Source organism: Arachidicoccus ginsenosidivorans, assembly GCF_007971385.1.
GTDB lineage: Bacteria > Bacteroidota > Bacteroidia > Chitinophagales > Chitinophagaceae > Arachidicoccus > Arachidicoccus ginsenosidivorans.
The window spans coordinates 211,822-227,120 of record NZ_CP042434.1; the positions used below are offsets into that span (position 1 = coordinate 211,822).

The window sequence follows — 15,299 nt, forward strand, 5'->3', positions numbered from 1 at the left end:
TAAGCAGGCTTTACCAGACTGCCTCCCAAATGTTGACTGGCCGACCATTTTGCTATATAATATAACAAAATGGTCGGCCAGTCAATGTAAATTATCCAAGGTGACTGCCAGATGAATACGATGAATACAAAGACCCGAGCTAATAGTCACCATCTCAATCCTTAGGACAGTCTTGCCATTAGCTAATCGCATTCAACAATAAAGCTTAGACTTAATGCTAATGGTGGGGTTCAAAGTCCAGAGAAACCGAGTTCATACAATACCTTTTATGGGTCGGCGCCGGACCGTCATCAAAGATATGGCCTAAATGTGAGTGACACCTGGCGCACTCTACTTCTATTCTGTGCATACCATGGGAATAATCTTCTTTATAAATGACGGCGTCCTTCCTGTCGGTCTCAAAAAAACTTGGCCAACCACAGGAACTGGCAAATTTAGCATCTGAGTCAAAAAGTTTATTGCCACATACCGCACAATAATAGGTTCCTCTTTGATCGCTGTTCCAGTATTTTCCTTTAAAAGGAGCTTCTGTTCCTTGCTCTCTGGCTACGTTATATAAGTCAGGAGGCAGAATTTTTTTCCACTCATCATTTGTAACGTGTAGTTCACTGGTATCTGTTCTTGAATAATAAGGATTGTTTTCATGTCCTGAAAGTGCGCCTGTATGCTCTTTTACATTTTCCATATGTTGTTTTTTTGTTCCCTGGGCAGTACAACTAAATACCGTTATCAGCAGTGTACAATATAGCAGGGAGATCTTTTGAATATTAATTAAGCTTTGCATGGATTCTAGCCACAATTTACATTACTGTGCTAATAATTGGTGGCAATAAAATCCTAAATTGAACCAAGGAAGTCCTCTTCGCCTTATTTTGGGTTTTTCTTAGCAATGGTTCCCGTCTATAAAACCAGACTCATTACTTCCCCTGGTAATCCATCGATTTCTCCAACAAACTCAGAAACAAACCCTTCGCGCACCAATATCTTTCTGGAAGCGCTGTTTAATGGATCTAAAATGGCTTTAACCCTTAAAAGACTGCGGTCTTTTCGGGCAAAATCAATGAGTTGCCTGGTAGCAGCTGATGCAATGCCTTTACCCTGAAATTGTTCCATCAGCAAAAATCCAATTTCCACCTCTTTGTCCTCCAATTGCTGTCGGACCAGTTTGGCCAACCCCATAAACGCATTATTTTCCTCGCTAATAATTCTAAAATTGCCAAACCCCTTTGCCACCTGGTTTTGTTGCAATAAACGGTCAAAATGCGCCCGGCTTTCCTGCTCACTCAAGGGCCTGCCGGTAATCATCTCCATGATCTTTGGATTGCTGGTCAAAGCACGGTAATCTGCATAATCTTGTTCCTTAAAGGGTACAAGCATAAATGGGATGGCTGTCTCCATAAAATCCTATTTTTAGATTCGATATTATTACCATTAATCCACACACTAAAATAAACCATATTTTGGACTCGGACAAGAAAACCTAACAATTGTTATTGTATTAATTTTCCGCTGCCTAATTGGATAAGAAAAGGCCCGCAATTGCGGGCCTTTTCTTATCCAATTTCGCCCAATTTAAATAAAATTGGGTTTATCTTTTTGTGCAAACAGCAGAGCGAAAACAAATCATTTGCATTTGCCCAGTATTTAAATTTTGGCTATTTATTTATCGTCCTTGCCTTTGACAGCATCTTTGACGGCTTTAGCACCATCAGAGGCGGCGTCCCCTACAGCTTCAGCTCCTTTTTTAACGCCTTTTCCAACAGCTTTAGCTCCTTTGGCTGCGCCTTCGCCCACGTCAGATGCTACTTTTTTTGTACCATCCCAAGCTTTTTTAACACCCGATTTGGTATCTTCTGCTGCATTATCCGCAGCGGCTTTCGCTTCTTTTCCTTTTTGTTCAGCTTTATCAGCGACATTATCAGCAGCATCAGCGGTAGCTGCTGCTGCATCAGAAGCGGCCGCGCCTACTGCGGCGGCAGCGGTATCTACCTCGGCCGCTGTGGCAGCTGCTGCTGTATCCACTTGCCCAGCAATGGTTGTTGAATCCGCAGTAATTGCATCTGCCTGTTGGTTATTGGAACCGCAAGCAAACATGAAAGAACTGGCGCAAACGGCCACAATTAATCCATTGATCTTTTTCATTTGTTGTTTTTTGATTATTATATATTTAAGTTTAAAATTATCTGATGCGATGCATCCATGTTTTGTTAGGGCCTGATTATTTGGCTGATCAGGCATTTCTCTCATGAAGCGTACATTCAGCCAGTGACTAATAACAAAGTCTATACCAAGACTAGTTCAATCAAAAATCAAACGCATTAAATAACGATTTTGAGCCTGTTTTACCCTTTCATTAATCCTAAAATTTCTGCCAGCCATTGCTAAGGGAGCGGACCTTTTTTTTAAGATACAAACATCAATCTGTTATATAAACCAACCGTCCACGATCTCACTGCACCTCAAAGCTTATATTACTTTGTTTCTTGCTTTATTTCTTGGCTCAAAAGCGCATTATATTCACCATGCTGTACCACTGGTGCAAATCCAGCTTGTTTGTCCTTAGGCAGATAATGACTGGCGGCTTCCTGTAAATACCCATAAGCCAACCTGAACAAACCGGAGCCAAGGCTCACTCTTTTAACACCAATCGCTTCAAGTTGTTTCAGTCCATATACTTGTTGTTCCATATTCAGAAGCACATTGATCGGTTTAGGCTGTAAAGCCTTTACCACTGTCTCAATATCTTCTAGCGTCTTGATTCCAGGTGCAAATAAAACATCAGCCCCCGCCTCAGCATAAGCCACCAGTCTTTCAATCGTGTCCTTTAAATCAAAATTGCCATTTAAAAAATTTTCAGCTCTTGCAGTCAGCATAAAAGGTTTGTTTAATACCCTGACCGCCTTTACAGCTGCTTTGATTCTTTCAACAGATAGCTCAAAATCATAAATGGGCTGGCTCGGTTTCCCGCTGGCATCCTCAATTGAAGCGCCTGACAGTCCAGTTGCTGCGGCCAGCTTAATAGTAATGGCGCACTCCTCTGGGCTGTCCCCAAAACCGTTCATGAGATCTGCAGAAACCGGCAAATTGGTATTTTCCAAAATCAGCTGGGCATTTTTAAGTGCATCTTCTCTAGATATCTCTGTGGCCTTATCTGGCTTACCTAGGCCAAAAGCCATACCGGCACTGGTGGTAGCTATTGCATCGAAGCCCATTTTCTCTAAAAGACGAGCAGAAGCGCCGTCCCAGGCATTGGCCGAGACAAAGATACCAGGTCGGTAATGTAATTCCTTAAATCTGGCCGCTCTTTGTAAATGATTCATAATTATTTTTTTAAAGTAAGGCATGTTGTGTCCTGGCAATCACCATTTGCTGTTTGACTTATCCTTTTTGCAATGGTGCATCAGTAATTGTCCTGATTCATTATTCTAATGTATTTTACTGCTGTTTTATCCCTTTAAAATTACTAATTTTAACCCTCTTGAGCCTTATAAAACTTTTTTCAGCAAATTATTAGCACCTTTTTTCATTTTAAGCAGCCCTATGCCTTCTATAAATAAAACTGATATTCAACCATTTAGCTATGGCTATTGGAAAAAATCCTGGCTTATGATACTCATGATTTTACTAGGCAGCTTTTCTTGGGCGCAGCGCGATCTAAGTAGTTTTCCCAACTATGACCTGGTGCCTAAAGCTGTCAGGTTAAAAGCGCAGCCTGGTAAATTTAACATTACCAATCAACTGCGGATAACGGCACCAACACAGTGGAAAGCGGCAGCTGATTTGCTGGCATCAAGCTGGCATTTACCCGCTACATCGGTCATTTTAAAAAATACATCAAAAGTCAACAAACACCAGCCTGCTATTCAATTTATTCAAGTATCTGCCGCAAGGTTATCTAAAATCATATTAGATTCAATTGGTGTTGCTCATCAAAATGATCTGAATTTGCACATAGCTGAGGCTTACTCTTTAAAGGTTAGCGATAAAACCATCCAGATTCAGGCGGTAGACAAAGCAGGTGCCCTTCATGGCCTATTTACCCTCTTGCAATTAGAAAAGCTACAATGGCAGTCAAACCAATTGCCGGCAGTTAGCATTCAGGATTATCCAAGGTTTGCCTATAGAGGACTGATGCTGGATGTCAGCCGCAATTTTTTCCCTCCAGCGTATATCAAAAAACTGCTGGATCTAATGGCCCTTTACAAATTGAATAATTTTCACTGGCACCTGACCGATGGCGGCGGATGGCGGCTGGAGATTAAAAAATATCCCCTACTGACTTCAAAGGCTGCCTTCAGGCCGGAGGGCACGCAGACAGCCTGGAGTAAAGCCGGTAGAAAATACAGTAAAGAAGGCGAGCCAGGCAGCTATGGCGGGTATTATACCCAGCAGCAAGTAAGAGATATTGTAGCCTACGCAAGTGCCAGAGGCATTAATATCATCCCGGAAATAGAATTTCCGGGACACGCAGAAGAACTTTTACACGCTTATCCCTTTTTATCAGCCACCGGATCCGCTCATGGTGTTCATGAACTCAATGTCTGTAGTGAGGCGACTTATACCTTTATGGAAAATTTACTCACAGAAGTAATGCAGCTATTTCCTTCTACCTATATTCATATTGGTGGCGATGAGGCCTCTAAAAAGTCCTGGAAGGATTGCCAGGATTGTAAGGTTCTTATGAAAAAAGAGAATATCAAAACATTGGCGGGGCTGCAGAGTTATGGCATCCGGCGATTAGAACAATTTTTAGCCAGTCATGGCCGTAAGCTCTTGGGTTGGGATGAAATTACCCAGGGAGGACTCGCCCCTGGAGCCGCCGTTATGGTCTGGCGTAATCCACATACCGCTATTGAAGTTGCCAGGCAGGGGCATTACGCCATTGAGGCGCCCAGCAAATACTTATATCTGGACCATTACCAGTCTGACCCCATGAGCGAGCCGGAGGCCATTGGCGGTTATATTCCTCTATCCAAGGTCTATCATTTTAATCCACTTCCCAAGGACAGCTTAACGGAGCGGCAAAAGCCCTTTATGCTGGGTGTGCAGGCAAATTTATTTACAGAATGGGTACCCACCGAAAAGCATGCCGATTATATGCTGTTCCCCAGAGCCTTAGCGCTGGCGGAGATTGGATGGACTCCCCATAAAAGCCAGCATTACCAGGATTTTTTAAAAAGAATACAAGGCCAGTATCTGTTATTACAGCGAGCATTTGTGCATTATCACAGACCAGATCCAACCGTGCTGCATGATGAATACATAGATAAGCAAAAGAGGCAAATGATGGTTACCCTTTCCAGTGAATACAACCGTCCGGCTATTTATTATTCTACAGATGGTTCAGATCCCTTAACACATGGCATATTATACACAGCACCTTTTCCCATAAAAGGCCATGCGCTCGTAAAGGCGGCAGTTCTGGACAGTACGGTTCGAAATATCAAAATCGACAGCTTTACAGTAGATTATCACCGGGCCATCGGCAAAACTGTCTATTATAATTCGCCCTATGCTAAAAGCTATCCTGGCGCAGGCAACAGCACCTTAACGGATGGTATAACCGGTACACTCACTTACAGCGATGACCGGTGGCAGGGCTTTTTAGGAAAACAGATGGACGTAACAGTAGACATGAACCTCCCTACGGACCTACATAGCCTGGATATCCGTTTTATGCAACTCACAGGCCCGGGCGTTTATATGCCTATTCAGGTTGCTGTTTTTTTGTCAAATGACAACAAAAACTTTCAACCGGCAGGGATTATAAAAACCACCACGCCCACCACCCAAACCCGGCTGCGTTTTGAAAATTATCACTTTAATCTTCAGGGAAATAAAGCCCGGTACATAAGAGTAGTGGCTCCTGTTTTTCGTGGATTTCTCTTTACGGATGAGATTAAAATTTATTAATCAGGACATTTTTATTTTCTTTTTGAACCCATGGGGCTAAAAAAGCCTAACTTTATAAAAGACAACCTGTTCTCCTATGGCTAAGCACCAACAAAATAAGGGATCAAAAAACACACATACCCCTATGATCAGTCGACTTTCCGGAACGGTTAAACTGATCATCAGTCTAGTACTGGCTGTCTTATTTTTCTTTTTGATCCCGGTTCCCAAAGCCTCTCATGTTGTATTTAGCTGGGATATTTTCTGCTTAAGTCAGGTGGTGCTGATCTGGTGGTCCATGCTTCCGGTAGCCTCAAAAGACATCAGGCAGGAAGCGCAGCACCAGGATAGCAGCCGTGCCTATATTTTTGTATTGTCATTATTTGCCGCCTTGTTTTCAATATTCTCAGTGATACAGATGCTGCTCAGCGCCGGATCAGATGAAGTATATAAAGCCTTGAATCTAATAAGCGGCGTCAGCTGCATGATTTTATCCTGGGTCTTGGTTCATACAATTTTCGCCGTGCGATATGCCCATTTATTTTATGCAAGAGATATGAGTAGAAAAGACAGGCATGCAGGCGGGCTTGACTTTCCGAGCCATCCAGAGGATGATACACCCGCCTGGCCGGACTTTATGGATTTTGCTTATTTTTCGTTTACCTTAGGCACTACTTTTCAGGTATCTGATGTACAGATAACAGATCGGCGCATCAGGCGCATTGCCATGATTCACGGTTTATTCTCATTTGCCTTTAATGCGGCAATCATTGCGCTTAGTGTAAATATCATCTCAGGACTCATCGGTAAATAACCCTTTTGATCAGATAGCAACTTACATTATATAGCAACAAAAAATAATTTGGCTGCCTTTTTAAACCATTTTTAAATTTAAGGAAACCTATTTTTCTTTTGATGCTTGATGTAAGGTGATCATTTCTTTGCCTGCGAGTAAAAAGGCGCCCACTGCATACAATTCGGTATCATCATAATTAACATGACCCGGCGCAGCACCGATGGGCTGGGCAAACCCCAGCATCCCATTAGGATGCAAACATCCTACCAATGCTTCCCAGGCTCTATCTACCGTGGAAGTATATAAACTGGCATCCAGCACGCCATGGTTGATTCCCCAGGCCATCGCATAGCAATAAAAAGCAGTGCCACTGGTCTCTTTGCCAGGATAACTACCCGGATCCAATAAACTGGCATGCCAGGTACCGTCAGATTGCTGCAACCCGGCAATTCTACTGGCCATTTCCCTAAATTGAGCGACCCAATAGCGCCTATCCCAATAATCTTCTGGCATATATTGAAGCACTCTGGCCAGACCCGCCATCACCCAGGCATTGCCTCTGGACCAGAAAACCTTTGCCCCATTATTTTCCTTTTTGTCAAAATAACGGCTATCCCGGTAAAACAATCGTTCTTTTTTATCATAGAGATAATCAGATGTCTTCCACCAAAGTTTATCTACCAGGTTCATATAATTGCGGTTACCTGTAACATGAGCCAACATAGCGATTGGTGGCGGTCCCATAAAAAGCGCATCACACCAGGCCCATTCTCTTAGGGAAATATTATTTTTCCACGCCAAAGATTCTGTATGAGGCCTGGTCTTAAGTGTATCTGCAAGTGCCTTTAAGTCGGCGATTCTAACAGGATCTTTATGCAATTCATAGAGCCCGCAGTAGAGTTGTCCAATACAATAGTTGTCTGCATGATAACGATCTGCTCCTGATTTAAGTTTCCACTGCAAAGAATCTGCTACCTGATTTAAAAATGCCAGTGTTGCAGAGTCTTTGGAGACCTCCTGCCAGGCGAGCAGGCCGGTATATAAAGCAGCGCTGGTCCAATTTCCCATTGGATGGCGCCAACCTTTATGTTTAATGGAATCCATCTGCCAATTCGCAGCACGCTGCATATCGGCATAGATACTTTTAGCACTGATGCTGTTTTTGGCAGCACTATATTGGTATAAGGCTGCCGGTTTACAACCTGCCAGGCTGAGCAGGGCCAGTGCAGCTAAAGTCATGCCCGTCAATAAAAATCTGCTTTTCATAAATGGTATAGGTCGTTAAATTGAACAGATCGTTGATCCCAAGGAGCTTTTTGCTAAGGTCATCAGATTCCGATTTTAGCAGCAGGTGAGATGACCTAAAACAGGCGTTTTGTTGTTATTTCTGTCATACGCTTTTTTGCCCCTTAACCAGGCAAAAATAAACAAAGTATTTTGGGTGGGCAAATCTACTATGATAAACAGTCCATAATAAAGGGAGTCCCTTTTAAAAAGGTGACTCCCCGATGTAACGACAAAAAAGACTTTTTTCAATCGTTTTGTCCATTTAAACCGCTTAAGCTGTTTTAGTCAGCAGCGCCAGATGCCGGTCATTTTCAAGATAAGGCCATTGAATACCGTTTAAACTTGCATTGATCTGCTGAATTCTCCCGATGAGTACCGGAAATTCCCAGGACGGATCAAAAATAACCTCTTTGCGAAGGCGCCGGTAATCATCCATAAGCGGCCCCAGCAGCCTGAATGGCGGGATAAAACAAAGCTTTCGGTGACAACTTTCCCTATAAACCGTGGTGGCTCTGCCAAGCCAGCGACTGCGATGCATCCTTAGCTTATTGAGTAAATTCCAATCAATTTTTACACCTTCCCCTTGTAGTTTGTCATACAAATGAACGATATCATACAGGTGTCTGGAGGTACCAGGAATGTATCTGGAGGGAATTTCAGGGATCCTGTATAATTCATGGAGTAATAACATTTTCTCCAATAAACAATGCATGGGGCTTACCGTCCTAACAGCAAAAGGTACATTTGGAGACTGCGCCGTCATGGGACCTGCATAGGTGGATAACAGATCCTGTTGTGTACTTCAAATAGGATGAAGGGCAGCAGAGAGCATACTGCAATGGATTTTCACGACCCCTCTGGCATTATGAGAGCCGCTGTACAAGGAGGGATAATAAATATAAATAGCCCTGGAGGGTTTATCCGGTGCATCAGCGGGCAGCAGTTCTGCCCGAACCTCTACACTTATGCCGGTATTGCGTAAATTACAGTAAAGACGATAAGCCAATTGCTTGCAGAGTACCTTTTCAACAAAGGCACAACCAAGTCTTCTGAGGTTTTTAATATAATTACGGGAAGGATTTTTCTGAGGGAGTTTCCCTACGGCTTCATGCGCCAAGACTAAATCGATGCTTTTACTCAACACCGGAGTAGTCCTTCATTGATCACAAAGGCTGCGGCTGCCATTAAGGGTTAAAAAGGAGGCAAATGGCAATTCAAATAAATTTTGGAGTACAAAGGATTGCCACCAATCATGTTCTAATAAATTGTGTGGAATACCAGAGCGCAGGGTGGCTATATTCATATGTGCCTGTCGCTGGCTGGGCGTTGCTGTTAAAAAGTTCTGCATAATGTTCAAATTTAACAAGTGACGAAAATTGATAACAACACAATTTAAGGGCACATGGTAGAAATAAATTTGACATCCAGTGCATTTTTTTTATTTATATATGTTTTACAGCAACCTAAAAATCCACTATATTATTAAACCTCGTGCAATTCAAAGGCATTAAAAAATATCCTTTCTTTATTAATTACCAATGTTTTATATTTTCTTTTCAATGTTTTAACTGGCTATAAAGATCAGGAAAATCGGTAATCAAGCCGTCCACTCCCATGTCCGTAAGTTTTTGCATTTCATCCAGTGTGTTGGGCGTCCAAGGGATGACTTTTACACCCTGCTGATGGAATCCTTGTATCATTTCTGGTGTAACAATATGATAATCAGGACTAAAAACAGTAGGTGTAAAGCCCAAGGCATTGATATAACCTTGAACAGAATTTGTATCATTTTTGCCCACCAAGTAAGATGTGGCAATATGAGGGAAGGAATCATGCACCATCCTTAGAGCTCTGACATCAAAGGACTGTATCATAGACCGCGATGCAATCCCCTTGTTATTGATTGTATGCATCGCGCTTAAAACATAGGTTTTTAAATCTGGGTAATGAACACTGTCTGCCTTAGGGCTGGTTTTTAGCTCGATATTATAATGATTAGTGTGATTTTTGATTTTACCGTAAGCTTCCACAGAATCAATCAGTACAGATAATAAAGGCCGTATGGCCGGTATTTTCTTTTGCCTGGTAAAATTGGGATAAGGCTTTAACCCTACGTCGTATTTTTGGATAGAATCGTAACGCATATTAAACAGCAGCCTGCTTTTGCCATCTTTTTGAGTCATCGTTTCTCCGGCTGGATCCAGACTAAAATCTGCATTAAAGTAGGCGTCATGTGAAACAACTACCTGGCTGTCTTTAGACATTTGCAGATCCATTTCCAGGGTACAATTATAATCGATTGCGTTTTTTTCGCTGGCAATGGTGTTCTCCGGCATCAACCCGCGACCACCACGATGGGCCTGGGCGTCAAAGCCATCTAAAGGCTTATTTTGGGAATTTGTATTGCAACTACTGGTCAATATAAGTCCCATTAGTAAAAGCAGCAAACCTGCCGCATAAATTGATATGCGGCTTTTGTTTGCTTTAGGTGTCTTCCCTGGTAAGCGTCCTGGGAAATGAGGTAGGTTAGATAAACGTTTCATTTTGTTAGGTTTATATCCAATTATAAAACAAAGTGGCGTAAATTATATTACGCATGTTGTTTGCTAAGTAGTGGATGATCCGCTGAGTTGTGGATCGGCAATTGAAAGTTTACCAGTTTCCACCCTGCCGGCGTAATGTCGCTCAAAAAGATCATTGCCGGTTACTTTTACAACAAAGTCGTACCAGCCATCAGAAGATTTTAGGTTAATGACCAGATCAGTTGTCGCGCCTGCTGGTAATCTTTTTTTCAATGGGGCTTTCCCATAGGCTTTATCGATGATCACCAGTTCATGCGAGAAATGTTTGTCTTTATTGCTTAGCTTTAAGACCAGATTACCTGTCAAGGAGTGTACCATTAGACGTTTGGGTTCATACTGCAACTCTAGATCCAGGTCAGGATCTTTTTGATTGCCGCTAAGTCCACGGTAAAAACCATTGGGACCATAAAGTCTGAGATCATAACTGCCTTGCTGAAAATGATTTAATGGCCACTCATAGCGAAGCCGGCTCCCTGCTGTAAGTGAAAAATGCCAGACACGTACGGGCTCATAGACTTTGGAGTGATTCTTCTCTGCCTCCATACTCAGGTAGCCTCCATGCGCATATACCATAAATGGCGCTCCGCAGGATTTATCTTGGAAGATTTTATTACCGGCTTGCATATCTATGGAAACGACTTTACTGGCTTTATCTATATGACCATCTGCATAGAGTTCATAAGGCAAAGGAAGGGAAGGTCGTCCACCTGGTTCCTGCAGTGGTTTCCATTTGGATTTTGTGGGATTATTTTTAAATACGTCCATTTCTTCAGCACTCAGGGCTTTATAGCCTTTGGGAACATCCTTAAACTTAGCGTTATAGATCCGTTGCACAAATTGATTTCGGTTTAAAAAGGGCAATCGTTGTTTATCTGTTTTATCAAATTTAGTAAACACAGCAGTCAGGTCACCGCAAATGGCCCTTCGCCAATCGGTAATTGTATCCTGATAAATAGTTTTTCCAAATTTGCGCTGAATAAACTTTTCGATAAATTGCAAAGAGGAAGTATGGTCTAGTACCTGTGAGCAGACCTTACCGCCTCTAGTCCAGGGAGACGCAATTATCATAGGTACCCTAAAGCCCAGACCGATCGGTCCCCCACGTGCGCCTTTTTTTGAGATACCGTCCCGGAGTTCATTTTCTAAACGGACCTGTTCTGCCGCGGTTTCTTTTATATCAGCAGTAACGCTACCTGTCAGGGGATTTTCAGGATCAGGGGCTACATACGGTGGTACATGATCAAAGTAGCCATCGTTTTCATCATAGGTCAAAATAAAGATTGTCTTTTTCCAGACCTCAGGATTTTTTGTCAGAATATCGAGAATCTCAGAAGTCAGCCAGGTTCCATACCAGGGTGCACTGGGATGATCTGAGAAATTTTGCGAAGGGACTAACCAGGAAACGGTGGGTAGTTTGCCCTTATCTACATCTTGTCTAAATTGATAGAGCACATCCCCTGCCGGGACTTCTACATCCCTTTTCTGGCCGTTATCATTATAATCCAGATGAATCAGACGGCGGTAATCGGGGTCTGCGTCATTAATAACAAAGGCATTGCGGTAGAGTCCTTTTTGAAAATCAGTCAGCTTTTCAAAGCGACCTTTGGTCCATCGACCTATTTGCTCACGGGCATCTGCCAGCACTTCATTTTTCTTTGCGATGGTCGCTCTGGCTGCATCCCATTTATCTGAATTTTCTTGTAGATTAGCTAGATTCGACTGCAATTCCTTGATTTCTTTTTGCAATTTCTCAGCCCTCTCTTGTACGGTTTTGAGATAATCAGGTCTGTACCTGATATTATACTGCGCCAGAAATTCTAAAGGATTACACCCAAAATTAGAAAGCCAGGCTCTTTCGTTGCCTTTGTAACCACCTGTGCTGGACAAATCATTTTGGTATACCTTCCAGGAGATCCCTTGCCTTTCTAAATGTTCGGGCATGGTTTTCCATCTGGCTTCTCCCCAGGGATATCATTGCGGATAAATGTTTTTGAATCGCTGTTTTTCTCCTCACGAATCGTACCTCCCCACAGATATAACCTGTTTGGCCAGGTACTGGTCATAGCAGAACAGTAATGTTGATCACAAATCGTAAAAGCATCTGCCATTGCATAGTTGAAGGGCAGATCCTCCCGGATATAATGCCCCAGGGTCAAAGGCATGTCTCTGTACTGCGGATTACCCGATTTTTTAGCCTCCAGCCAACCATCATACCTACTTAGGTTATCTGCATCTACCTGACTGGCCCTGGAATGTGGAATAGACCCCATCCAGGTAATTTTGCTATCCTCAATGCTAAAACGAAAAGGAGCATAAGTTTCCCCTTTTTTATTGCTTTGCAGCCAGACGGGATTGTTATTTCCCAGGGTAATTACCCTGGGGTCATTAAATCCGCGAACACCTCTAAGCGCTCCAAAACAGTGATCAAAAGCCCGGTTCTCCTGCATTAAGATGACAATGTGTTCGGCCTCATAAAAATCACTTCCCTCCTTTGGATCTATCTCCAGTGCCTTTTTGATGGAGGCCGGTACAGCCGTTGCCACACCGGCTGCCCCTGAAAGCAGCATCGCTTTTTTCAGAAATTCTCTTCTTGAATCCATGTTTTTAATTTTTATATAAGCTAGCACAACCTAACTTGAGTTGTTTCTTATTTTATATAACTTATTTTAATAAAACGATTACATTTATTGACCGCAGGCGCAGCCGCGGTATTACCCAGGTTCGCAACATCAGAAGACATTAGAATACATTAAGATCTCCTGGCGCGGGTTTCGATTTTTTTCAAATTGCGCCATACCACATTTTATAAACTACCTAAGCTGTGCAACACAACGCTTTAACCGAATGTCGCTTATTTCTTATTGCGTTTGCTATTTTATGTTGACCATATTTTACTTGCTTGTCCTTGTATGGTGGATTAAATATACAATTATTTATGGATGTCCGCTGCATTATTTAAGGTTGGTTTACATTTTATGATATCCCATTCAATAATGAAAAACAATAATGAAAAGATATAACCTTACTGCCTATGGATCTGTCACAGATCCATAGGCAGGTTTCTCCCCAAATGCATTGAAACAGGTCCTTGTCTTAATCATTCTCCTATTAAGGATCCCAGAAATATCCAACTATTAGTAACCGGGCGCCTGGTCCAAATTTGGATTCAAATCTCTTTGCACCTGAGGAATTGGCCACCAATAATCTCTGGCCGGATCAAATGTTCTGGTTTCTATCGGACTATGATTATAGGTATATATTTTTTGATTAAGTTGTTGCTCTGCTGTTTTCCAGCGCCTGATATCATTATAATACAGCGCCTCACCAGCAAACTCAATGCGCCTTTCCAGATGAATTAACTTACGTAAGGAATCTTTTGTATAGGTCCCTGTGAGTGGTGGCATATCCACACGGCCCCGGACCTGATTGATCGCCGCCAGTACTTTTTCATCAGGGCCAGTGGCTTCGTTTCTGGCCTCTGCATACATCAGAAGAATGCCCGCATATCTAAGAACAATAAAATTGGTATAAGATTGGCCCCCTTTCAGATCGGAAACATCAGAAGAAGCAGGCTGCTTATCATAGACTGTATATTTTTTCATACCAAAGCCAGTGATGGCGAATCTGGATGTGGTAACCAATTTGCCCATAAAAGTATCCCCAGGAAACACAATTGTCGCATACAGCCTGGGATCTCTGTTCTCATAGGGACTAGTTTTATCATACCCAGAATTGGGCGCATCAATGGCCAGACCATTTTTCATTTCATAGGCTTCTGCCAGATCTAGCAAGGGCGCATTGGAATTATACTGACGACCAATTAAATCAAAGGAGGTGCCTAGATCCGGATAGATAAATTGAACATCAAAGATGACTTCTTTGTTATTTTCATTTTCCGGCAAAAATAGTGCTCTGTAATTGTCAAAAAGACCATAACCGGCTGCGGGAGCCAGATCGATTACCGCCTCGGCTGCGGCCTCGGCCTCCTGCCATTTTTGCTGGCTATTATCCGTATTCAGCAAAGGGCTGGCCTCGTAAAGTAGTACCCTGGCCTTTAAACTCAAGGCTGCTCCTTTGGTCGCTCTACCGATGTCTGCCCCGCTGTATTTGAGCGGCAGCAAAACGGCAGCGCTGTCCAGATCGCTGAGTACTTGTTTTACAACCTCTTCTCTGGGCGTACGGGGCAACTCGCCCTGAGTAGCGACATCGGGTGGATCCAAAATAAGCGGCACTCCACCATAATAATTCTCAAGATTAAAATAAAATAAAGCCCTTAAAAAATGCACTTCTCCTCTCATACGGGCATAAGTATCTGGATCCAAGGGCACCTGACCTGCATGGGCTAAAAAAGTATTACAGCGACCAATACCGGAATAGCAGTCGTGATAACGCGTAGGAATAATCCCGGAACTGGAGGATTCCTGCGTACCCTCTGCAATTGCGTTAAAACCCATGGAGTTACCATAATTATAGGCATTAGGAGAGGCTGTCTCTTCCCATAAAGGAGTAGCATCCCCTCCATAGAGCCCTGAATAAGTCAGTACGGCGTAACAACCGGTCAGTGCGGCATTTACGGCTGCCTCTGATTTCCAGAAGTTCCCCTCTACGTATTTATTATCTGGCGATGTTTCCAGCAGACTTTTGCTACAACCAAACAGTATTAGTGAAGCAACTGCTGTTATCAGCATTATATTTTTAATTTGCATTGCTATTAATTTTTTGATGAATCTTATATATACCAC

14 protein-coding genes are annotated in these 15,299 nt (G+C 42.7%); 2 read left to right on the forward strand and 12 right to left on the reverse strand.

The features are described from left to right. Positions 1-217: 217 nt before the first annotated feature. The 4 genes from msrB to FSB73_RS00775 form a co-directional block, all read right to left on the reverse strand. On the reverse strand, positions 218-784 hold the full coding sequence (gene msrB / locus FSB73_RS00760; protein ID WP_317132818.1) for a peptide-methionine (R)-S-oxide reductase MsrB: 567 nt from the start codon (positions 782-784) through the stop codon (positions 218-220). 116 nt (positions 785-900) lie between these two features. Then, positions 901-1,398, reverse strand: coding sequence for a GNAT family N-acetyltransferase (locus FSB73_RS00765; RefSeq protein WP_146779719.1), 498 nt, complete (start codon positions 1,396-1,398; stop codon positions 901-903). A gap of 261 nt (positions 1,399-1,659) precedes the next feature. Next, on the reverse strand, positions 1,660-2,142 hold the full coding sequence (locus FSB73_RS00770) for a hypothetical protein (RefSeq protein WP_146779720.1): 483 nt from the start codon (positions 2,140-2,142) through the stop codon (positions 1,660-1,662). Between the two features lie 329 nt (positions 2,143-2,471). Beyond that, entirely contained in the window at positions 2,472-3,320 is an 849-nt protein-coding gene (locus FSB73_RS00775) for an isocitrate lyase/PEP mutase family protein (protein WP_225974335.1), read from the reverse strand. Positions 3,321-3,606: 286 nt separating this feature from the next. Here FSB73_RS00775 and FSB73_RS00780 point away from each other — a divergent pair, with 286 nt between their 5' ends. Further along, complete coding sequence (locus FSB73_RS00780) at positions 3,607-5,913, forward strand: beta-N-acetylhexosaminidase (protein WP_158639362.1); 2,307 nt, start codon at positions 3,607-3,609, stop codon at positions 5,911-5,913. Positions 5,914-5,989: 76 nt separating this feature from the next. Next, positions 5,990-6,706, forward strand: a complete 717-nt coding sequence (locus FSB73_RS00785; RefSeq protein ID WP_146779723.1) for a DUF1345 domain-containing protein — start codon at positions 5,990-5,992, stop codon at positions 6,704-6,706. 87 nt (positions 6,707-6,793) lie between these two features. On the opposite strand, the gene FSB73_RS00790 is transcribed toward FSB73_RS00785, so the two are convergent. From FSB73_RS00790 to FSB73_RS00820, 8 genes are all read right to left on the reverse strand, one after another. Next, a complete protein-coding gene (locus tag FSB73_RS00790; protein ID WP_146779724.1) occupies positions 6,794-7,954 on the reverse strand; it encodes a glycoside hydrolase family 88/105 protein in 1,161 nt (386 codons plus the stop codon). A gap of 292 nt (positions 7,955-8,246) precedes the next feature. Beyond that, complete coding sequence (locus FSB73_RS00795) at positions 8,247-8,738, reverse strand: nucleotidyl transferase AbiEii/AbiGii toxin family protein (protein WP_146779725.1); 492 nt, start codon at positions 8,736-8,738, stop codon at positions 8,247-8,249. A gap of 39 nt (positions 8,739-8,777) precedes the next feature. Further along, positions 8,778-9,092 (reverse strand): hypothetical protein, encoded by a 315-nt coding sequence (locus FSB73_RS00800; RefSeq protein ID WP_146779726.1) that lies wholly within the window; start codon positions 9,090-9,092, stop codon positions 8,778-8,780. A 39-nt stretch (positions 9,093-9,131) separates the two neighbouring features. After that, on the reverse strand, positions 9,132-9,323 hold the full coding sequence (locus FSB73_RS00805; RefSeq protein ID WP_146779727.1) for a hypothetical protein: 192 nt from the start codon (positions 9,321-9,323) through the stop codon (positions 9,132-9,134). Positions 9,324-9,531: 208 nt separating this feature from the next. Then, positions 9,532-10,518, reverse strand: coding sequence for a glycerophosphodiester phosphodiesterase family protein (locus FSB73_RS00810; protein WP_146779728.1), 987 nt, complete (start codon positions 10,516-10,518; stop codon positions 9,532-9,534). Positions 10,519-10,581: 63 nt separating this feature from the next. Continuing rightward, entirely contained in the window at positions 10,582-12,498 is a 1,917-nt protein-coding gene (locus FSB73_RS00815; RefSeq protein ID WP_225974336.1) for an alkaline phosphatase family protein, read from the reverse strand. Next, positions 12,483-13,157, reverse strand: a complete 675-nt coding sequence (locus FSB73_RS23610) for an alkaline phosphatase family protein (protein ID WP_225974337.1) — start codon at positions 13,155-13,157, stop codon at positions 12,483-12,485. Before FSB73_RS23610 ends, FSB73_RS00815 begins: the two co-directional genes overlap by 16 nt. A 534-nt stretch (positions 13,158-13,691) precedes the next feature. Beyond that, positions 13,692-15,263 (reverse strand): RagB/SusD family nutrient uptake outer membrane protein, encoded by a 1,572-nt coding sequence (locus tag FSB73_RS00820; RefSeq protein ID WP_225974338.1) that lies wholly within the window; start codon positions 15,261-15,263, stop codon positions 13,692-13,694. Positions 15,264-15,299 lie beyond the last annotated feature (36 nt).